Source organism: Laceyella putida (assembly GCF_042665195.1).
GTDB lineage: Bacteria > Bacillota > Bacilli > Thermoactinomycetales > Thermoactinomycetaceae > Laceyella > Laceyella putida.
The window spans coordinates 224,638-244,918 of the sequence record NZ_JBHTBW010000006.1; the positions used below are offsets into that span (position 1 = coordinate 224,638).

Annotated in this window: 16 protein-coding genes; 4 read left to right on the plus strand and 12 right to left on the minus strand. The window is 53.2% G+C overall.

What is annotated here, in order from left to right; genetic code table 11:
* Nucleotides 1-152: 152 nt before the first annotated feature.
* The 8 genes from icmF to ACFQNG_RS02870 all read right to left on the minus strand — a co-directional run bounded on the left by icmF (nucleotide 153) and on the right by ACFQNG_RS02870 (nucleotide 12,275).
* Nucleotides 153-3,404 (minus strand): fused isobutyryl-CoA mutase/GTPase IcmF, encoded by a 3,252-nt coding sequence (icmF, locus tag ACFQNG_RS02835; RefSeq protein ID WP_379863315.1) that lies wholly within the window; start codon nucleotides 3,402-3,404, stop codon nucleotides 153-155.
* Nucleotides 3,379-4,041, minus strand: coding sequence for a TetR/AcrR family transcriptional regulator (locus ACFQNG_RS02840; RefSeq protein ID WP_379863316.1), 663 nt, complete (start codon nucleotides 4,039-4,041; stop codon nucleotides 3,379-3,381). Before ACFQNG_RS02840 ends, icmF begins: the two co-directional genes overlap by 26 nt.
* Nucleotides 4,038-4,979: a methylmalonyl Co-A mutase-associated GTPase MeaB gene (gene meaB, locus ACFQNG_RS02845; protein ID WP_379863317.1), complete on the minus strand. Its 942-nt coding sequence runs from the start codon at nucleotides 4,977-4,979 to the stop codon at nucleotides 4,038-4,040. The genes ACFQNG_RS02840 and meaB overlap by 4 nt, the downstream gene beginning before the upstream one ends.
* 187 nt (nucleotides 4,980-5,166) lie before the next feature.
* Nucleotides 5,167-6,306 carry an acyl-CoA dehydrogenase gene (locus tag ACFQNG_RS02850; RefSeq protein WP_379863318.1) on the minus strand — a complete coding sequence of 380 codons (1,140 nt, stop codon included), beginning with the start codon at nucleotides 6,304-6,306 and terminating at the stop codon, nucleotides 5,167-5,169.
* A gap of 46 nt (nucleotides 6,307-6,352) precedes the next feature.
* Nucleotides 6,353-7,495 (minus strand): acyl-CoA dehydrogenase, encoded by a 1,143-nt coding sequence (locus ACFQNG_RS02855; RefSeq protein WP_379863319.1) that lies wholly within the window; start codon nucleotides 7,493-7,495, stop codon nucleotides 6,353-6,355.
* 28 nt (nucleotides 7,496-7,523) lie between these two features.
* Complete coding sequence (locus tag ACFQNG_RS02860) at nucleotides 7,524-8,378, minus strand: 3-hydroxybutyryl-CoA dehydrogenase (RefSeq protein WP_379863320.1); 855 nt, start codon at nucleotides 8,376-8,378, stop codon at nucleotides 7,524-7,526.
* Between the two features lie 15 nt (nucleotides 8,379-8,393).
* Nucleotides 8,394-9,575, minus strand: coding sequence for an acetyl-CoA C-acetyltransferase (locus tag ACFQNG_RS02865; RefSeq protein ID WP_379863321.1), 1,182 nt, complete (start codon nucleotides 9,573-9,575; stop codon nucleotides 8,394-8,396).
* Between the two features lie 621 nt (nucleotides 9,576-10,196).
* Nucleotides 10,197-12,275: a heterodisulfide reductase-related iron-sulfur binding cluster gene (locus ACFQNG_RS02870; protein WP_379863322.1), complete on the minus strand. Its 2,079-nt coding sequence runs from the start codon at nucleotides 12,273-12,275 to the stop codon at nucleotides 10,197-10,199.
* A 255-nt stretch (nucleotides 12,276-12,530) separates the two neighbouring features.
* Here ACFQNG_RS02870 and ACFQNG_RS02875 point away from each other — a divergent pair, with 255 nt between their 5' ends.
* From ACFQNG_RS02875 to ACFQNG_RS02890, 4 genes are all read left to right on the plus strand, one after another.
* Nucleotides 12,531-13,040 carry a GNAT family N-acetyltransferase gene (locus ACFQNG_RS02875; protein ID WP_379863323.1) on the plus strand — a complete coding sequence of 170 codons (510 nt, stop codon included), beginning with the start codon at nucleotides 12,531-12,533 and terminating at the stop codon, nucleotides 13,038-13,040.
* A 466-nt stretch (nucleotides 13,041-13,506) separates the two neighbouring features.
* The gene (locus tag ACFQNG_RS02880) at nucleotides 13,507-14,301 is read left to right on the plus strand and encodes a ParM/StbA family protein (protein ID WP_379863324.1); all 795 of its coding nucleotides are present in this window, start codon (nucleotides 13,507-13,509) and stop codon (nucleotides 14,299-14,301) included.
* Nucleotides 14,298-14,576: a hypothetical protein gene (locus ACFQNG_RS02885; RefSeq protein WP_379863325.1), complete on the plus strand. Its 279-nt coding sequence runs from the start codon at nucleotides 14,298-14,300 to the stop codon at nucleotides 14,574-14,576. The genes ACFQNG_RS02880 and ACFQNG_RS02885 overlap by 4 nt, the downstream gene beginning before the upstream one ends.
* 28 nt (nucleotides 14,577-14,604) lie before the next feature.
* Nucleotides 14,605-14,958 (plus strand): hypothetical protein, encoded by a 354-nt coding sequence (locus tag ACFQNG_RS02890; protein ID WP_379863326.1) that lies wholly within the window; start codon nucleotides 14,605-14,607, stop codon nucleotides 14,956-14,958.
* 288 nt (nucleotides 14,959-15,246) lie between these two features.
* Here the strand turns inward: ACFQNG_RS02890 and kamE are convergent, their stop codons facing one another.
* The 4 genes from kamE to kamB are packed head-to-tail and all read right to left on the minus strand — an operon-like array spanning nucleotide 15,247 to nucleotide 20,214.
* Nucleotides 15,247-16,008 (minus strand): lysine 5,6-aminomutase subunit beta, encoded by a 762-nt coding sequence (gene kamE, locus ACFQNG_RS02895; RefSeq protein ID WP_379863327.1) that lies wholly within the window; start codon nucleotides 16,006-16,008, stop codon nucleotides 15,247-15,249.
* Complete coding sequence (gene kamD / locus ACFQNG_RS02900; protein WP_379863328.1) at nucleotides 15,983-17,587, minus strand: lysine 5,6-aminomutase subunit alpha; 1,605 nt, start codon at nucleotides 17,585-17,587, stop codon at nucleotides 15,983-15,985. Before kamD ends, kamE begins: the two co-directional genes overlap by 26 nt.
* Nucleotides 17,556-19,238 carry a lysine 5,6-aminomutase reactivase ATPase KamC gene (gene kamC / locus ACFQNG_RS02905; RefSeq protein ID WP_379863330.1) on the minus strand — a complete coding sequence of 561 codons (1,683 nt, stop codon included), beginning with the start codon at nucleotides 19,236-19,238 and terminating at the stop codon, nucleotides 17,556-17,558. Before kamC ends, kamD begins: the two co-directional genes overlap by 32 nt.
* Entirely contained in the window at nucleotides 19,183-20,214 is a 1,032-nt protein-coding gene (gene kamB, locus ACFQNG_RS02910; protein ID WP_379863331.1) for a lysine 5,6-aminomutase reactivase subunit KamB, read from the minus strand. Before kamB ends, kamC begins: the two co-directional genes overlap by 56 nt.
* Nucleotides 20,215-20,281: the final 67 nt, after the last annotated feature.

Genomic DNA, 20,281 nt, shown 5'->3' on the forward strand with positions numbered 1-20,281 from the left:
CGGAGTGATCTTCCTATTCAATTCATTCGTAGGATTCATAATCTTTATCCGCGTTTAAATGTGAACATTTTTCGTCGGAAAGATGAACAAAAAACCAGCATCTACCAAAGATGCTGGTAAGTCTCCCTTCTCCAGGGTTTGCGTGATTGCCCTTACATGTTGCGCCGGTATTGGCCGCCCACTTCATACAGCGCATGCGTTATCTGTCCAAGACTCGCCACTTTGACCGTTTCCATCAACTCCGCGAACAAGTTGCCCCCATTGCGGGCCACTTCTTTCAGCCGCTCAAGCGCTTCGGGCGCTTCTCGGCGGTTCTTCTCTTGAAACGCCTGAAGCTGTTTGATTTGCCATTGTTTTTCTTCCGGTGTGGCACGCGTTAATTCTATCTCCACCATTTCGGGCGGATTGGGGTTTTCGAACGTGTTGACTCCGATGATCGGCAATTCCCCGGAATGTTTCTTGGTTTCATAGTAAAGGGATTCCTCCTGGATCTTGCCCCGCTGATATTGCGTTTCCATCGCACCCAACACGCCGCCGCGGTCACTGATCCGCTCAAATTCCTTCAACACCGCTTCCTCCACCAAGTCCGTCAATTCATCGATAATAAATGAACCCTGCAACGGATTTTCATTTTTGGCCAAGCCCAGCTCCCGGTTGATGATCAATTGAATCGCCATCGCCCGTCGCACGGACTCCTCGGTCGGTGTCGTGATCGCCTCATCATAGGCATTGGTGTGAAGTGAATTGCACTGATCATAAATCGCCATCAAGGCTTGCAAAGTGGTGCGGATATCGTTGAAGTCGATCTCCTGCGCGTGTAACGAGCGACCCGATGTCTGGATATGATATTTCAGTTTTTGGCTGCGTTCATTGGCGCCATAAAGACGCTTCATCACAACGGCCCACACCCGACGGGCCACGCGCCCAATCACGGAGTACTCCGCATCCAATCCATTGCTAAAGAAGAAAGAGAGATTGGGGGCAAATTCATCGATTTTCATTCCGCGGCTCAAATAATATTCCACATAGGTGAACGCGTTAGCCAATGTGAACGCCAACTGGGTGATTGGATTGGCTCCCGCTTCGGCGATATGGTATCCGCTGATGCTGACCGAATAGTAATTGCGAATCCCATGCCGAATAAAGTATTCCTGGATATCCCCCATCATTTTCAAAGCGAACTCCGTGGAAAAAATGCAGGTGTTCTGCCCCTGGTCTTCCTTCAGGATGTCGGCTTGCACCGTTCCCCGCACACTGCGCAAGGTCTCCCCTTTAATCCGCTCCATCTCTTCCGCCGACGGCTCTCTGCCATGCTCTTCCCTGAAACGATCCAGCTGTTGGGAAATCGCTGTGTTGAAAAACATCGCCAAAATAATCGGCGCGGGTCCGTTGATCGTCATCGACACGCTGGTATTGGGCGCGCACAGATCAAATCCGGCATAGAGCTTCTTCATATCGTCCAACGTGCAGATGCTCACCCCGGATTCCCCGATTTTGCCGTAGATGTCGGGCCGATCCGCAGGGTCCTCGCCATAGAGGGTCACACTGTCAAAAGCGGTGGACAATCGTTTTGCCGGATCATTTTTGGATAGATAGTGAAAACGCTTATTGGTGCGTTCAGGTGTCCCTTCCCCGGCAAATTGCCGTTTCGGCTCCTCATCGGTGCGCTTGAAGGGAAACACGCCCGCGGTGAAGGGGAAGTGGCCCGGCAGGTTCTCTTTGTGAAGCCAACGCAGCAAATCGCCCCAATCCTTCATTTTGGGGAGGGCCACTTTGGGGATTTTTGACCCCGCCAATGTTTCCGTAAAGAGAGGCACCCGCAACTCCCGCTCACGCACCTTGGTGATGAATTCGTCCTGCCGATACGCCTGTGCCAGCTTAGGCCAATCGGCCAGCGCCCGTTTATTCTCAGGCGTCAACTTGGCTTCGATCTCCTTGATCTTGGCCGAGAGTCGTTCACGAAGGCCACTCTCTTCTTCCGCCAGTAACGCCTTCGCCCCTTCCAGCTGGTATAACTGGGTGGCCGCGTTAGCCTGTTCTTCCGATTCGGCGTGATATCGGCGCACCGTTGCCGCGATTTCGCGCAAGTAGTGTGTCCGCTCCGGCGGGATGATCGCGCGCGCCTCTGACTCATCTTTGAAACCGTCCAGTTTCGATTCCCAAGCGAGTGAGCATTTTTCATTGATTTTGTCAATTAACGCCCGATAAAACCGATTCGTTCCAGGGTCATGAAACCGGCTGGCCATCGTCCCGTACACGGGAATCTCTTCATCGGACGCATGGAACAGTCCGTGATTGCGGCGAAATTGCTTTTTCACATCGCGCAAGGCATCTTCTGACCCTTTGCGGTCAAATTTGTTGATGGCAACGAGATCGGCGTAATCCAACATCTCAATCTTCTCCAACTGAGATGGCGCGCCAAATTCAGAGGTCATCACATACAAGGAGACATCGCTGATTCCCACCACATCCGCATTGCCTTGCCCAATCCCGCTGGTCTCCACGATGACGAGATCATATCCGGCCTGTTTCATCACCCGGATGGCGTCCCTGATCCCCGCACTCAATTCGGAGCGCGTCCTTCTTGTTGCCAAGCTGCGCATATAGACGCGCGGGTGATGAACCGCATTCATGCGAATGCGATCCCCCAACAAAGCTCCACCCGTCTTTTGTTTGGATGGATCGACAGACAACACCGCCACCTTTTTATCCGTGAAGTCCTCAACAAAGCGGCGCACCAATTCGTCCGTTAGGGAACTTTTCCCCGCGCCCCCCGTACCCGTAATCCCCACAACCGGAATCACTTTATCCACCGGCGGGAGCGCATCCAGCGCCATTAACTGATCGCGCAAATGGCCCAACCCTTCTTCCGCTTCGGCCACTTCCTCCGCCGCCGTAATCAAACGGGCGATCGCTTGCGTATTCCCGTCAGGAAGCGCATCGATCTCCCATGTGAGTTCACTTACCGTTGGAAAATCGGTTTCACGCACCATCGTATTGATGATCCCTTGCAAACCCAGTTTCCGCCCATCGTGAGGGGAAAAGATCTTGCTGACGCCATACGCCTCCAACTCCTTGATTTCCTGGGGGATGATGACGCCACCGCCGCCCCCGAACACCTTGATATGCTGGGCGCCCCGCTGTTTCAACAGATCGACCATATACTTGAAGAACTCCATGTGGCCACCTTGGTAAGATGACACGGCAATTCCTTGCACATCCTCTTGAATCGCCGCTTCCACAATCTCATCCACCGAACGGTTGTGACCCAAGTGAATCACTTCCACCCCGGATGCTTGCAACAGGCGGCGAAACAGATTGATGGAAGCATCATGCCCATCAAACAGACTCGCGGCGGTCACAAAACGAACCGCATGTTTAGGTCGAATCACTTCCGTTTCCATTACGATTCCCTCCCGACGTAAACTCTCCCAGCAACAAAGCCATTTGCCTTTCCGTGTATTCATGCACGTCATAATGCTTACCCAGCGACCAGTGGCGGAAAGTCCACATCTGCCCCATCACCATGATGTTATGGGCCATCAGTTTGATCGAAGAAGGCTCGATGCGAATCGTTCCATCCTGCAGCCCTTTTTGCAAAATTCGTTCAAAGAATCCCGTAATCTCTTCTTCTTTGCTGAGCACATACCTCATCTTGTCCTTCGGCAACGATTTGGTCTCTTGATAAATCAACAGCACCAACGGGCGCATCTCCTCCATCACGCGAAACAATTGCTTCAACCCTTTGCGCAACGATTCGATGCCCGTGTCGGACTCCGTCACCGCCTCCAGCAGACGATTTTCCAAATCAGAGTGAATATCGTCACAAACCAAATAAAGCACGTCTTCTTTGCTTTGGATATATTCATACATCGTTCCGATGGACAACCCGCATTCCCGGGCGATCTCTCTTGTCGTGGTCTTATGAAATCCCTTCTCAACAAACAGCCGAACAGCCCCCTCAATGATCTGCTGCCGCCGTTCCGCGATCAGGCGCTGATCCTTAATCATCGATGGAATCAGCTTGGAATTACGCTTCAATTATGTTCTTCCCCCTTTAACCAACGGCGCGCCACTTCATGTGGACTGATCCGCTGGTCCACCGCTTGCTGAATGTCCAGTTGGAAGCGGGCGTCTTGTCGTTGGGCTTTGAGCCGTTCCCACCAAGCGGCAAAGATCAAATCGTTCACTTCTTTTTCTATTCGCGCTTTCCGCTTCTGAACCAGCAAGCCATTTGCCCGCAAATGCGCATAATGCCGGCCGGCCGCCTGCCACCAATCATCCAAGCCTTGTTCTTGTTTTGCCATGGTCTCGATGATTGGCGGTTGCCATGGAGCATCATGCTTGGATAAATCCAGCAAATCCTGAATCTCTTGTCTTAACCGGGCCACCCCGGGGAGATCCGCCTTATTGATCACAAAAAGGTCGGCGATTTCCATAATGCCGGCTTTGAACACTTGCACCACGTCGCCCGCCGTCGGGTTTAAAACCAAGGTGACTGTATCGGCCAGATGCATGATATCCAGTTCCGCTTGGCCTACTCCCACCGTCTCAATGAGGATGACATCGTACCCCGCCGCATCCAAGACGCGCACAGCCTCCGAGGTGGCACGGGCCAAACCGCCCCAGCCCCCTCGACTCCCCATGCTGCGGATAAAGACCCCTTCGTCCAGCGCATGCTCAGTCATCCGCACCCGGTCACCCAAAATCGCCCCACCGGTAAAGGGGCTCGTCGGGTCAACCGCCAACACGCCCACAGTCTTCCCCGCTTGCCGCAACAGGCGGATCAGGGCGGCGATGAGCGTGCTTTTGCCGGCACCGGGCGAACCTGTGATTCCGATAAGATGGGCGTTTCCGGTATGGGGATACAGGGCTTCCAGCCATTTTTCTTTATCTGGGGCACCATTCTCCATCCGACTGATCAGGCGGGCGATTTGCCGTTTGTTACCCGCTTTGATCTGTGTCAGCCATGTCTCCATCGCCGTGCCTCCCGTATTCTGTGAAAGTACTTATATTGATAGGTCACCCAATCATGGTCTCCCTCCACATACTGAACACTTTCTTCCTTGGGTTGTACCGATCGTAGAGTTTGCTGACAAAGTGTCCCCGGAGTCGATTGTTGAGTCATCTTCCTCCTCTAAGGTTTGTCATTTATAGGAAATGGTTTTATTTCAATAAATAATTGGCGATGACGACGCGTTGGATTTCATTCGTCCCTTCATATATTTGGGTGATCTTTGCATCGCGCATCATCCGTTCGACGGGATATTCCCTGGTGTATCCATAGCCCCCAAAAACCTGCACCGCTTCCGTGGTCACCTGCATCGCGATATCTCCCGCGTACAACTTGGCCATGGCAGATGCCTTGCCATAGGGGATTCCCTCAGATTCCCGCCATGCCGCCTGATAGGTTAAGAGACGTGCCGCTTCGATTTGGGTGGCCATATCGGCCAATTTAAATTGAATGGCCTGCAGTTTGCTTAACGTTTGCCCAAATTGTTTACGCTCCTTCGCATAATCGAGCGCCGCATCAAAGGCACCTTGGGCAATGCCCACCGCTTGGGCGGCGATTCCGTTCCGTCCCCCATCCAATGTCATCATGGCGATCTTGAATCCTTGCCCTTCTTCACCCAAGCGTTGGCTAACGGGAATCCGACACTCCTCGAAGATGATCTCCGTGGTGGGCGACGACCGGATCCCCAGCTTTTGCTCCTTTTTGCCGATCGAAAAGCCCGGAGTTCCCTTCTCCACGATAAAAGCGGTGATGCCCTTATGTTTGAGGGCGGAATCGGTTACGGCAAACACCACATAGATTTCCGCCTCACCCCCATTGGTGATGAAGATCTTGTTGCCGTTTAAGATATACTCGTCGCCGTCACGCACCGCCGTCGTTTTCATCCCAGCCGCATCCGATCCGGAACCGGGCTCGGTTAAGCCATACGCGCCCAGTTTTCTCCCTTCGGCGAGCGGTTTCAGAAAACGTTCCTTCTGTTCATCGGTGCCAAACTTATAGATCGGCCAACTAGCCAAGGAAATGTGCGCCGACAAGGTCACTCCGGTCGATCCGCAAACACGGGACAACTCTTCCACGGCGATCACATAGCTGAGGTAATCGGCACCCGCTCCGCCCCACTCTTCCGGAAACGGAATCCCCGTCAATCCGAGCTCGCCCATCTTGTCAAAGATCTTCCTGTCAAAGCGCTCTTCTTCATCCCGTTCCGCGGCGGTGGGCGCAACTTCGTTCAAAGCGAATTCCCGCACCATCTTGCGCATCATTTCATGCTCTTCTGATAAAATAAACTGCATTTTTTACCCTCCTCATGTTGGATGGTGAACTTTCTCTATTCAATCTTCATGCAGATACAAGCTCATCCGCGATGACGATCCGTTGAATCTCATTCGTTCCCTCATAGATTTGCGTCACTTTGGCATCGCGGAACAACCGCTCCACTGGAAACTCACGTGTATACCCATATCCGCCAAAGACTTGAATCGCCTCCGTAGCCACACGCATGGCGACATCGGAAGCAAACATTTTAGCCATCGCCGCTTCCTTCCTGCAGGTCGCCCCGCGCTGACGAAGCATGGCCGCCCGATACGTTAGCAAACGGGCCGCCTCAATCTCGGTGGCCATATCGGCCAACTTAAACTGGATGGCCTGGAAACCGCCAATCGCCTGACCAAACTGCGTGCGCTCCTTGGCATATTTGAGCGCTGCCTCATAAGCGGCCCCTGCGATCCCCAATGCCTGCGCGGCGATGCCGATTCGCCCGCCTGCTAGGTTGGACAGCGCCACTTCATATCCTTGCCCTTCCAAACCCAACCGTCGGCTGGCAGGCACTTCGACTTCTTCAAAGATCAACGTGCTGGTGTTGGACCCACCCAACCCCATCTTCTTCTCCTTCTTGCCGACGATGAGGCCGGGGGTGTCCTTTTCCACGATAAAGGCGGTAATGCCCTTGGTGCCCTTGGACGGATCAGTCACAGCAAACGTCACATAGACATCGGCTTCCCCCGCGTTGGTGATAAACATCTTGGTTCCCGATAACACATACCGATCGCCGACAAGACGGGCTTGGGTGCGAATCCGCGCCGCATCGGACCCGGCTTGCGGCTCGGTCAGGGCAAAAGCTCCCAACATTTCCCCGCGGGCCATCCGGGTCACATAGGTTCGCTTCTGCTCCTCTGTCCCACACTTCCAAATCGGCATGGTTCCCACTGAAGTATGAACCGCCAAAATGACGCCTACCGTGGCACTCACTTTGGATATTTCCTCTAAGGCCAAAATATAGGACAAGAAGTCGGCTCCGGCTCCCCCCCACTCTTCCGGAATGGGAATCCCCATCAATCCAACCTCCCCCATCCGGCGAATCAACTCACGCGGAAACTGATCATGGACATCCATCGCTTCCAAAAAAGGAGGTATCTCATTCGCAGCAAAATCCCGCACCATTCTGCGCATTATTTTTTGTTCTTCGCTTAACAGAAAGTGCATCCTCTCCACTCCCTCCTGATGCGTCACATTAGCTGTATTGGTAAAACCCGCGACCGCTCTTGCGACCCAGCCATCCCGCCTTCACATATTTCCTGAGCAGCGGACAAGGCCGGTATTTGCTGTCGCCAAACCCTTCGTGCAAGGTTTCCATAATGTACAGACAGGTGTCCAGGCCGATAAAATCAGCCAACGTTAATGGGCCCATGGGGTGGTTCATCCCCAACTTCATCACCTGGTCAATCGCTTCCGGCGTGGCCACACCTTCATAAACGGCATAAATGGCTTCATTGATCATGGGCATCAAGATGCGGTTGGAGACAAAACCGGGGTAATCATTCACTTCCACCGGAGTTTTGCCCATCCGTTCCGCCGCCGCCACCACCAACCGGAACACGTCCTCACTCGTGGCCAAGCCGCGGATGACTTCCACCAGCTTCATCACGGGCACAGGATTCATAAAATGCATCCCAATCACTTGTTCAGGACGCTTCGTCGCCGCGGCGATCTCCGTGATCGGCAACGAAGAAGTGTTGCTTGCCAAAATGGTGTGGTTCGGGCAACATTGATCCAACCGCCTGAAAATCTCCGCCTTCACTTCCAACTTCTCCACGACCGCCTCAATGACAAGATCCGCTTCCTGTGCCGCCTCTTCCAGTTGGGTCGTGGTCGCGATGCGATCCAGAATCCCTTCACGTTCTTCTGCGGACAGCTTCCCTTTCTCCACATTGCGCGCCAACAAATCGGCGATTCGCTTTACTCCCGCTTGCACTTGCTCTTCTGTGGTGTCAAGCAAGACCACCTGATATCCCGCTTGGGCGGCCACTTGGGCAATCCCGCTTCCCATCTGTCCGGCTCCGATCACACTAACCCGCTTCCATTCCATCATCGATCACCCTTTCTATCCATCCACTTTCACCAAAATGGCATCCCCTTGCGCGGATCCACTGCAAATAGCCGCCACTCCCAAGCCACCGCCCCGGCGTTTCAGCTCATGGATCAAAGTCAACACGATCCGGGCCCCACTGGCGCCAATTGGATGACCCAGAGCAACCGCACCCCCATTCACATTCACCTTCTCCTCGTTGATTCCCAGCAATTTCATGTTGGCCAGGGCGACAGCGGCGAAGGCTTCATTGATCTCGTACAAATCGATCTCTTGAGCGGTCAGGCCATGCTTCCGCAACAATTTTTTCACGGCGTAAGCGGGTGTGATGGGGAAATCTTTCGCTTCCAATGCGACCGCCGCATGCCCCACAATCTTGGCCATCGGCTTGATCCCCAGCTCTGCCGCCCGTTTGGCCGAAGCCAATACGAGAGCGGCCGCCCCATCGTTCACTCCTGGCGCATTCCCCGCCGTAATCGTCCCGTTCACATCATAAACCGGCTTAAGTCCAGCCAACTTCTCCAAACTCGTATCCGCCCGGATCGATTCATCCCGATCCACCACCACTTCTTGCCGCTTCACCTTGACGGTCACCGGCACCATCTCTTCGTCAAATAGCCCGGCCTCCACGGCTGCCTGGGCCTTATGGTGACTCCTGAGCGCCCACGCATCCTGCTCTTCGCGCGAAACTTCTTGCTCTTTCGCCGTTTGGCTTCCGTGCACGATCATGTGCACATCATGAAACGCGCACCACAATCCATCATGAATCATCAGGTCCGTCAGTTCCCCATGCCCCATCCGTTGGCCAAATCGCGCCCCCTTCAATACATACGGTGCATGGCTCATGCTCTCCATGCCGCCCGCGACGATCACATCGGCGTCGCCCGCCCGAATCACCTGATCACCCAAGGTGATACTGCGCATGCCGGACGCACACACCTTATTGATCGTCTCTGTCGCCACATGCCAAGGTAACCCGGCCAGGCGTGCTGCTTGCCGGGAAGGGATCTGTCCCGCTCCCCCTTGCAACACCATGCCCATGATCACTTCTTCCACCGCTTCATCGGGAATCCCCGCCTTGGACAACGCCCCTCTGATGGCAACGCCACCCAGCTCCGCCGCCGTCACCTCTTTCAATGCTCCACCAAACTTACCAAATGGCGTACGCGCGCCTCCTAAAATCACGGTTTCTGCCATGTTCGGCACCCCCAAAGGTTATAATCTCGTTCTATCGAGCGTTCGCTCGGCACATCGGCAAAATGAAAACGCCTTCAATTCCAGATTACCTTAACCCACCCGTTTTAACAATAGTGAATCCAATTGTTCTATTCAAATAAAATATTCAATTCTGTTTGCGGATTTGTTTCGCTTGGACCCGACTTACACAAAAAATGCCGGAATCACTCCAACAGTCTTCCACATGGCGTATCCGGCGTATAAACCGGGCGCTCAAAGGGAATCGAGACAAAACAATCCTTTTCCCTTTGAGCGGAGAATGAAAAAACAGTCTAAGAGTGGCTAATTTACTGACAACGTGGCCTCCGATTTTTGAGTCTGCGTTCCTTGGTCGCCTTATCGGGAAAGGCGCTTCGTCGCCGAACTCCGGCGCAGGGCCATCCTCGTGAGTTTGAGGGCAAAATCACTGCCGTGCTTAGGGTAACCCGCTTTTCTCCTTCGTTCTTAACGAAGCTTGATTTACAACTCCCAGTAACGAAGCTTTCACCCACAAGGTACAGGCGAAAATCTTCCTCCTCTAGGGTTTGTCATTATCCTGGTAACCTCTACACTTTCACTTGGCAACCATTGATCATTCGCACCCTAGTGCACCCCGTCCGCCACTTCGGCTTCTGTGTGGAATTCAAGCGACAATGCCAGAATTTCCGCCACATCCATCGTTTTCACCTGATCTTCCACTTCTTTGGCTTTGGTTCCATCCGACAGCATCGTGAGACAGTAAGGGCATGCGCTTCCGATCATCGTCGGATTCACTTCCAGCGCTTGTTCCGTGCGCGCCACATTCACGCGCACCCCTTCCGTTTCCTCCATCCACATCATTCCGCCGCCAGCTCCGCAACACATGCCGTTTTCGCGGTTCCGCTTCATCTCGACCACTTCCACCCCGGGAATCTGGCTCAAAATATAACGGGGCGCGCTAAATACGCCATTATATCGGCCCAGATAACAAGAATCATGGTAGGTGATCCGCTCTTTCACTTCTTTTGTCGGCTTGATGCGCCCTTCTTTGATCAAATCGGCCAACACTTCGGTATGGTGGTACACTTCCGCCTTTAATCCCAAGTCGGGATATTCATTCTTAAAGGTATTGTAAGCATGAGGGTCGATCGTAATGATCTTCTTCACCTGATGTTTCTCAAACAAGGCGATATTGTCTGTCGCCAGTTGCTGGAACAGGAACTCGTTCCCCATCCGTCTGGCCGTATCTCCGGAGTTTTTCTCCTTATTGCCCAGAATGGCAAACTTGACCCCCGCATGATGCAATATCTTGGCCAGGGCCCGGCTGATCTTCTGACTGCGGTTGTCATAGGACCCCATCGAACCGACAAAGAAGAGATACTCAAATTCTTTTTCTTCTTTCACCGTGGGTACGGTCACGTCCGCGTCATCCGTCCACTTGTCACGGTCTTTGCGGCTGATTCCCCATGGGTTGCCTTGGCGTTCGATATTGGAGAACGTCCGTGAAGCCTCCGCGTTCATCTTCCCTTCGGTCATGACGAGATAGCGACGCATATCCACAATCTTGTCAACATGCTCGTTCATCACCGGACACGCATCTTCACAGTTGCGGCAAGTGGTGCAAGCCCACAGCTCTTGTTCCGTGATGACATCGCCGATCAAACTGACCGGATACTCGCCTTCCCCCGCCAAGCGGAGGGAGGATTGGTTGGTTTCCGCAAAGACGAAGCCCGGCACCCACGGTGTTTTGGAGGTGATGGCCGCCCCTTTCATGGTCAGATGGTCGCGCATCTTGACCAGCAAATCCATCGGCGACAGCAGCTTGCCCGTCCCCGCCGCGGGGCAAACATTGGTGCAACGTCCGCATTCCACACAAGCGTATAAATCAATCAACTGTTTCTGGTTAAAATCCTCAATCTTCCCAACACCATACTCTTCCACGCTTTCATCCTCGAAATCGACCAACGACAACTTGGCCGGCGGCTGCTGCCGTTTCAAAAAGACGTTGAGCGGCGCCACCAGCAAATGGAAGTGCTTCGACTGGGGCACATAGACCAAAAAGCTGAACAAGACCAGCGCATGCACCCACCAGAATATATAGAAGAGCACGTGGCCCGCACCGGTGCCCATCCAACCGAGGAATAGGCTGGCGATCACAGAAGAGATCGGGGTATCCCAAGATGGGCCATGACCCAGCCAAACCTTCTCAAACGCGGCTGACAGGAGAATGGAGGCCATCAACGAGGTCAAGAAAATGATGACCAAACCGGATTTCAACCCGCGCTTTAACCGCGGCAGTTTCTCGATATAACGGCGATAATATGCATAAAGGGTGGCCAACAAGACGAGAAATGTGGTGATTTCCTGCACCAGGGTAAATGCCGGATAAGCGGGCACAGGCAGATGGTGCCCTGGCGCCAACCCTTTGATGAAGAGGTCAATCGCCCCAAATTGGATGATGATGAAACCATAAAACATCACGACGTGCATGATTCCGCTTTTGGCATCCTTCAACAATTTCTTCTGGCCAAAGACATTGATCCACACTTCGTCTAACGCTTTTCTGATATCCATGGAGTAATCAGCGGGCTTCCCTAAGCGGACATACGTGTACCGGCGATACACCACATAGCCGAAGAGATAAAACGCATAACCCGCAACGGCGACAAACAAAATGAGGTTGATCAGTTCAAACAGCGACATCGTTTCCTCCCCTTTCACACTTGCTTTATAAATGATTGAATTCGCTTTCATACTATTTCGCTAACATTTTAACATAAAAATGAGTGGTTGTTCATTCATTTGTCATTGTATTTTTTATATAGAGAAAATATTTCCTAACAGCAATTTTGATTCTTTTGTTGCTATGATAGCTGGGAGTGGGCTTGCTGGCAATGTGAACACCAAGTTCACCCTCTTTCCATCCGCCTTCTCAAGGTTACGATAAGGAGTGATTTGATGTCTTTTCTTTCTCTGTCGCTGGATTTATCAAAAACCGTGCCTTCGTTTTCGCTCCATCATCCTGAAGTGGCCATCCATTGCCTTGCGGAAATGGCAGATTCCAAGGAAACAAGGCTTCATTTATACCAACTCGTGCGGGAAGGGGTGCTTGATGACCCCGGCAACGAATCCGGCAAGTTCGAAAGTTATGACGAATTCACGAAAAATATCTATCCCCGTTGCTACTGGGCCCAGCGGGGTGGAGTCTTTCTGGCCTTAGCCGGGACGGCTTGGGTTGGGTTAAGCTGCATCACCACACAGGGGAAAACAGGGCACAATGGGTTAACGGTCGTGACCCGGGCTTATCGGGGTAAAGGAATCGCCACTCTATTGAAAAAACGAATCATCGCTTATGGTGTAGCCCATAACCTGAGCCGGATTATGACACGGGTTGCGGAAACCAATCAGGCCATGCTCGCCATCAATCAAAAACTTGGCTTTACGCCAACTCTTCCGCCATCACCATAGATTTTTTCATTCACATTTCCGACACAACCATCTCTCCTTATACTTCAAGCGTTCTCACTTCTTGTTCACGTTTTGTTCGAAAATGTGTCCGGTTCGCGCTCCCGGTAACCGACCATCATGATTAGCCGGAAGTTCAGTCATCCCAACACTTCCCCCGCTTTTGGCCCGCGATGGTAACAAGTTGTTCTTAAAACCGGATCTCTTGTTCACATTTCGCTCACAAAGGCGTCTATATTCATTTTATAAATAATTTCACACTATAAAAACCTGATTTGCTTTATAATATTGACTATAGTCAGGACAATAGTCCTGATCATCTGCTCATTGACTGACTGAAGTCATGACTATCGTACACACCACACCCATTCGAAAGGACGACAGTCATGACTATTGTACACAAAAGAGATGAATGAATGACCACTGTCATGACGATCGTCAACACAACCTAGAAAGGTGGCACCAAATTATGTTAGTGGCAGTAGATGCTGGGCGCGCATATGTGAAAACGATTGTGGGAACCCGCAAGTTTGCATTCCCTTCCAAAGTATCGAAAGCGAGACAGCGCAACTTTATTCAAACGTTGGAAGAAGATATGGAAATCCGGTATCAAGGGAAAGACTATTTTATTGGGCAATTGGCCGAACGGGAGGGTTCATTCACCCGCCAGATGATGACGGAAAGTAAAGTGAATATCGAGACAGTCCTTCTGATTCTGACGGCCTTATTCCAAGCGGGGGCCATCGGGGATGTCAAGTTGGTAACGGGAGTCCCGATCAATATGTATAAAGATGATGAGCGGGCCCGTCTGCGTGCGAAATTGGAAGGCGAACACGAAATCATCTTGAATGGTACATACCGCAAAATCAACATCAAAAAAGCGGCCATCACGATCGAAGGCGGAGCCGCCTACTGGATTCATCGCCGGATGGGAACGGTGCGGATTGTGGACCCCGGCGCCCGCACCACCAACTATGCCACATTTAAAGACGGCATCTTCATTGACCGGGAAAGCGGCACCATTCCTAAAGGTTGGGATAATGTGCGCGAAGCCGATCCTGAAGAGATGGCAGCCATGCTGGTGGGCCATTTGGGCGGCATGTGGGACCCGACCGACGTCGTCGAACTGATCGGCGGCAAAGCGCAAGAGCTGTTGGAACCGTTTAAACGCGTCGGATTTATCTACTCCACCTCCTTTGAAGATCCGCAGTTTGCCAATGCCTTGGGATACTATGCCTTAGGAAAGGAGACGCTTGGTGAATGAGCGGATACAAGAAGCGGGAACGCCGACAAGTCTCGTTTAATACGGAAGATGCGGTTGAACTGGAACTATTGAAGTTTATTGACCGCAAGGATATCAACTTCTCCGGACTGGTGAAAAATCTGCTCTTTGCTTATTGTATGGGCCAGCTCAAAGCTGACGAACCGTCTGCCCCCTTGTTGCAGGCCGCCAGCAACGGAACGCTGAATAACTCCAAAATCGAGCAGTCCTCTTCATTTCAGCAAATTAAGGCAAGTGGTATGCCCTTTGATTTCTAATGTCAGTTGTTTGTAGGAGTGAAGTGCAGTGAAGCGATATGCGTTTAGCGTCCCCCATCATGTGGTGGAAAAATTAACCCCAAAGGAACGCTTTGTTTACTATGAATTGTGCCGCTTGGCCGCCACAGAGCTAACGAAGGATGAATACTTCGGGATCCCTCTTGATCCTGGGTCCCTCATCACCTCCCATTACCGTTTGTCCAAGTTGGTGGACTACGCTTACTCACTGACGGCGATCACCATGGACAACCTGGTTCACAAGGACTTGATTCAACTGCTTCCCATCGAACATGAAGATTACCAATCTTACTATCTCGTCCGGATCAAAGACTTTGATCAAGGGCGCAAAATAAGGCCAGAAGAACGCCTTTTCCCTTTTTGAACAAAAACGGTTTTCTCCCATTCACAAGGAGAAAACCGTTTACTAGTCGTACTTGGCGTGCGTATTTTGCGAGTTTAGTACGACTGTACTCCGCTTGCGGAGTTTCCTTTTTCCGTACTTGGCGAGCGTATTTTGCGAGGCTTAGCACGACTGTACTCCGCTTGCGGAGTTTCCTTTTTCCGTACTTGGCGAGCGTATTTTGCGAGGCTTAGCACGACTGTACTCCGCTTGCGGAGTTTCCTTTTCCCGTACTTGGCGAGCGTATTTTGCGAGCTTAAATCAAGACTTCTACGATCGCGGAATCCGGCTCCGTTCCCTCCTCGCGATCTCCTGCACAAAGTAGGAGGCCACATGCGGCGCCAGTGTGCCCGGTCCAAACCCCGCGTCAAATCCCAGCTCCAACGCCAGTTCATGATGAATCCGCGGACCACCGCAGATCAAGACAAACCGCTCCCGCAATCCCTCTGCTTCCAACAACTCCACCAGCTCCGTCAAGTTGGTCACATGCACCCCTTTTTGCGTGACCACTTGGGAAACGAGAATCACATCCGCCCGCAATTCCAACGCTTTGGCGATCAACTCTTCGTTCTCTACTTGGCTCCCCAAGTTGTACGCATCAATTTCCGGATAACGTTCCAACCCGTATTCCCCGTTATATCCCTTCATATTGATAATGGCATCAATGCCGACCGTATGGGCGTCGGTTCCCGTGCAAGCCCCGATGACGACCAGCTTCCGCCCGATTTCTTCCCGGATAAAGCGATTAATCTCATAAAAGTCCATCACTTCACTGGTCACCTTGGGTACTTCGATCCGGGTATAGTCGACAGAGGCTTGGCACTTGCCATAGACGATAAAAAAGGTATACCCTTCACCCAGGTCTTTCATGTGATACACTTGGGGTTCATCGATTCCCAATTTGGCGACCAGCTGGCGGGCCGCTTCGCGGGCTTCTTCCCCCGTCGGGACGGGAAGCGTAAAACTGAGTTGGATCACTCCATCGTTCATGGTGTCCCCATAAGGCTTAACTCTGGTAAAGTCCACGCTCATTCCCGCTTCCCTCCCGCTTTGGCAATCCCAATCTCTCGCGTAGTTCCGCTTCAAAGGGATTGTAATAATCCAGTTCTTTTTCCAACACGCCCTTAAGTCCCTTGCCACCGGACCGCGACCGTTTCACATCGGCGAACACCCCTTGCTCCAAAGCGGCAAACAAACCCGCTTCCCGAACCCGCTCCAACAGATCACCCGCCTGCTTCAGAACCTGGGCGGCCCGCTGCTCAATGCGCCCGCCTGGCCGGAACTCGATTTCTTCGCCAAGATGGCGCCCACTACGAAAAATGTACTGGGCGTTTTCCAAGGCCAACTGCCGGTCATGCATATGGGGGGTGTGCATCGCCTCCGTCATCATGCCCAACAACTGGATGCCTTGCCCCGTTAAGATGCTCACCAAATTGAATAAGCCATCCTGAATGTGCCCTTTAAAGATATTGCCCGTCATATGCTTTGTCGGCGGCATGTATTTGAGAGGGGCGTCCGGAAACAGCTCCCGCGCCAACTGGGCTTGGGCTATCTCCAACAAGAGGCCGTCCTCCAAGTCCGGATTGATTTCAAAAGCGTGGCCCAAACCCATCTGCGCCGGCGGCAGACCGGATAAGAGCGCCAATTGCTCATTGATGAACTGGGAAGCCGTCACCGTATGGGCGGCCTCCACCGCATCGGCCGTGGTCAAATAGTTATCCTCTCCCGTATTGATGACAATTCCCGCATAACTGTTGATCATGCGTGAAAACGCTTGGTCGATCAAGGTGCGCTGCATATTGATGTCACGAAAGAGGATGCCGTACAGCGCGTCGTTCAGCATCACATCCAACCGTTCCAAGGCGCCCATTGCGGCGATTTCCGGCATGCACAGCCCGGAACAGTAGTTGCACAAACGGATATAACGCCCTACTTCCGCTCCCACTTCATCCAACGCTTGGCGCATGATCCGGAAGTTTTCTTGGGTCGCAAAGGTTCCGCCAAACCCTTCGCGTGTGGCTCCGTAGGGAACATAGTCCAACAAGCTTTGTCCGGTGCTGCGGATCACGGCGATAATATCGGCCCCCTGCCGCGCCGCCGCTCTCGCCTGCACCACATCCTCATAAATATCCCCAGTGGCGACGATCACATAGAGATAAGGCTGTCTCCCCTCACCGATTCGCTTAATCCACGCTTCCCGCTCCATCCGTTTCGCCCAAATGCGATCCAACCCTGCTTGAGCCAACTCCCTGCCCCTGACCCATATCTCTTCTAGCGGGATATAGGGCACCCGCAACAAATGAAGCTCGCCATGGGCCACTTTCTCCGCGACTTCCTGAGCCGACAGCTCATAAGCCAGCATTGCTTGGATCACCCAGACAGCCGCCCCGGAAGCCAGTTTTCCTTCCGCCAGCAACTGGTCGACGATCACATTGGGAAGCGGCACCCCATCCCCGTCAATCCCGTCGATCCCCAATAACCGCAAGACAGTCCGTTCCACCGCCACCGTCGTGCGAGCGGAGATATAGCGATCCACGTCGACCGCGATCGCCTTTGCCGCCTCACGTGCCCGCACAATATCATCCTGATCCAGCCTTAGCTTCCCCCTCATCTTTCCACCCCCCCAATCGTCGTTTGGCATCCATCACAATCTCTTCCGGCAGACCCAGGAGCATGGAAAGGCGGAGGGCTTCCGCTATGCTGGTTCCCGCTTCTTCCATCGGAATCAATCGATAATCCATATGGCGGCTTAAACGCGCTCGCCAAGCCTTGCCATGTTCAAACTCTTCGCCCTCCAACGTCTCCCAACAGAGCCCCGCCACCTGATAGCGCCGGATGCCGGACAATTGATTCACTTCATGATAATGCGTGACATGAACGGTCCAACTGGAACGGCTGCTTAAATGCTTCGTTATCGCTTGCGCCAAAGCCGTTCCTTCCGCCGGATTGGTTCCCCTTCCGATCTCATCCAACAACAAGAGTCCGGCCCCTTCCTGGCCCAACCAGTGAGTTAACCGCATCACTTCGGCACCAAAACGGCTCAATCCCTGTTTGGTTGACTGCTGGTCCCCCAGCATACTGGCAATCCAGCCGACCAGCGGCAGACGACAGGATCTTGCCGGCACAAACAAGCCATAATGGGCCAGAACCGCGATCAGCCCAATCGTTTTCAACGCGACGGTCTTGCCACCCATATTGGGGCCCGTAATCACCGTCACTCCGCGCCGCACTTCCACATCGATCGGCGTGACGCCTTCCCCTTCCGCCGCCAATTCCTCCGCAATCTTCGGATGAAAAGCACCCAGCAAGCCAAAGCGGTCCGCATCCCACTCCGGTCTGACTCCGCCCCACTTCCTGCCCGCTTGATAACGGGCCCATTGCACATCAAAGTGGGTCAGTTTCCGCACCCATTGCCGCAAGCTTGGCTGTACAGGCTCAAACTGCTGGGTTAACCAAACACAAACCGCTTTTTCGCGCGCTTCCACCTGCGCTTGCAACCGCGCCAACGCTCCATCCGCCTCTTCACGCAGCCCAAACGTGACATCGTATAACGTTTCCACATGGCATACCACCCGACCGTCTTTCCGCAACATCTCTTCCAGCGGCGTGTTGCGTGGCACCACCCAGGTCCCCAGGCGGTTGCGGCGGATGCCGTATGCTTGCTCAATCGCCCGTTTGTTTTGCTCAGTCCGTTCCTGTTCCTTTATTTCCAAACGACGCAATTGTTGCCTCAACATCCGCAGATCGTCATCATAAGCATCATCAATCCAAAAGGCGGGGGTCCAAGCAGGCCCGGGATTCAGTTGCGCCAAGTACTGCTCCAGCTCGGCAAACTCTTCCGGACAAAGCAGGGAGAGAGCTGAAAATCCTTGTTCCCGCAGCGTTTTGTTCAATTGACGAAATTGCCACAAAAATTGTTTCATGTGGAACCAGTCGGTCAACCCCAACGTTTCTCCTGACCCTAATTTTTCCAATTGCACTTCGATGTCTGGCATCGCCTCCAAGCACGCTTGGATAACCGATTGATAACGGGGATGCCCCTCAATCCACGCTTGGATTTCTTCCTGTTCGCGCAACACTTGTTGCCACAAACGCTCTTCACCGGGTTGAAAGGCCCGCGCTTGCTGTTTCGCCCGTTTGCCCATGGGGGTGCATGGTTGCCATTGGTTCCAACAATAGGCCACATCCAGCTCCGCCCACGTCGTTTCATCCCAAACGATCGTGATCCCCTCCTTCCTCCAGGGAGTCCCTCCACACATCATAGACCGGCACCTGCCCGCATAGTTCAGCCACTCGTTCCTTCAGCTCTTGCGGCGGAAACGCATGCCCCTCGGGTGAAACGGGATTCACCGCCACGCCGCGCAGATGCACCGGACGCAACGTTTCAATTTTGCCGCCCCGTTCCACATAGCGGCGCAAAAGCACTGGCGCCGCAAAGATGTGCGTCCAATCGGGAACCACCAGATGGGGGCAGATCTCCACCTGCAACAACTTTCGCAGCACCCGATCCGTTAAGGCGCCCGCTATCGCCAGGGCCTCAACTTCCTTTTTTTTGAAATCGAAGGGAAGTTGCGGCAACTCGGCGAAGGATGGCATGGACAATGGTTCCCATTTTCCTGCGCGCTTGCCGTATACTCCCCGGCTGGCCAAGAGTGAAGCGAGCGGCGCTCTCTCCTCCTCCCTGCAGGCAGGCAAGGAAAAGAGAGTCATCCATTCCGCCGTCTTGGACAAAAGAGCATCCATGTTTGCACCCAAGCTGGCTCCCACCACCAAAATCACCGAATCAGTGACCCATGGACTGGCCGCCATCCGTCGGTCATAAGCTCCATCCACCACGATAAGCCTCACACCGGCCCGCTTCAACCGGTCAATCACCAGCTTCGCTTCTTCCCGGGTATGAATGCCAGCCAACTTCACTTGGGTGGGACGAGTCGTTTGCGCGATCCATACCTCACCCAAAGAGGTGATGATCTCCGTCCCTTCCCAGACCGCAAAAGAACCCGGCTGTTGATCAATGTAACTTCCCGTGGTTGCCACCCAAACGCCGCCGGGCACTTTGAGCTGCGGCTTGGCCCTCCCGCTCCAGGCGTCCCGTTCTTCCCCATCAATGCCAATGCTGCACAAGCCGAGCGGCGCATGACGGGACCACGGCTCGATGAAAGCGCTCAAAACCGTGGTTTTCCCCGCATTTTTCGCCACTCCGACGATGGCGACACTCTCGCTGTTGCGCTCTCTCACCAGCCACCACAATCCTTTTCCTTAAGCCCCAGTTCACAGGGTTGCCCGCTTTTCTCCTTCGTTCTTA

What these genes read in the sequence shown, in the direction of transcription:
- icmF (WP_379863315.1), bottom strand. Translation starts at nt 3,404, where the DNA reads ATGGAAACGGAAGTGATTCGACCTAAACATGCGGTTCGTTTTGTGACC.
- meaB (WP_379863317.1), bottom strand. Translation starts at nt 4,979, where the DNA reads ATGGAGACATGGCTGACACAGATCAAAGCGGGTAACAAACGGCAAATC.
- ACFQNG_RS02850 (WP_379863318.1), bottom strand. Translation starts at nt 6,306, where the DNA reads ATGCAGTTTATTTTATCAGAAGAGCATGAAATGATGCGCAAGATGGTG.
- ACFQNG_RS02855 (WP_379863319.1), bottom strand. Translation starts at nt 7,495, where the DNA reads ATGCACTTTCTGTTAAGCGAAGAACAAAAAATAATGCGCAGAATGGTG.
- ACFQNG_RS02860 (WP_379863320.1), bottom strand. Translation starts at nt 8,378, where the DNA reads ATGGAATGGAAGCGGGTTAGTGTGATCGGAGCCGGACAGATGGGAAGC.
- ACFQNG_RS02865 (WP_379863321.1), bottom strand. Translation starts at nt 9,575, where the DNA reads ATGGCAGAAACCGTGATTTTAGGAGGCGCGCGTACGCCATTTGGTAAG.
- ACFQNG_RS02870 (WP_379863322.1), bottom strand. Translation starts at nt 12,275, where the DNA reads ATGTCGCTGTTTGAACTGATCAACCTCATTTTGTTTGTCGCCGTTGCG.
- ACFQNG_RS02875 (WP_379863323.1), top strand. Translation starts at nt 12,531, where the DNA reads ATGTCTTTTCTTTCTCTGTCGCTGGATTTATCAAAAACCGTGCCTTCG.
- ACFQNG_RS02880 (WP_379863324.1), top strand. Translation starts at nt 13,507, where the DNA reads ATGTTAGTGGCAGTAGATGCTGGGCGCGCATATGTGAAAACGATTGTG.
- ACFQNG_RS02885 (WP_379863325.1), top strand. Translation starts at nt 14,298, where the DNA reads ATGAGCGGATACAAGAAGCGGGAACGCCGACAAGTCTCGTTTAATACG.
- kamE (WP_379863327.1), bottom strand. Translation starts at nt 16,008, where the DNA reads ATGAGCGTGGACTTTACCAGAGTTAAGCCTTATGGGGACACCATGAAC.
- kamD (WP_379863328.1), bottom strand. Translation starts at nt 17,587, where the DNA reads ATGAGGGGGAAGCTAAGGCTGGATCAGGATGATATTGTGCGGGCACGT.
- kamC (WP_379863330.1), bottom strand. Translation starts at nt 19,238, where the DNA reads ATGATGTGTGGAGGGACTCCCTGGAGGAAGGAGGGGATCACGATCGTT.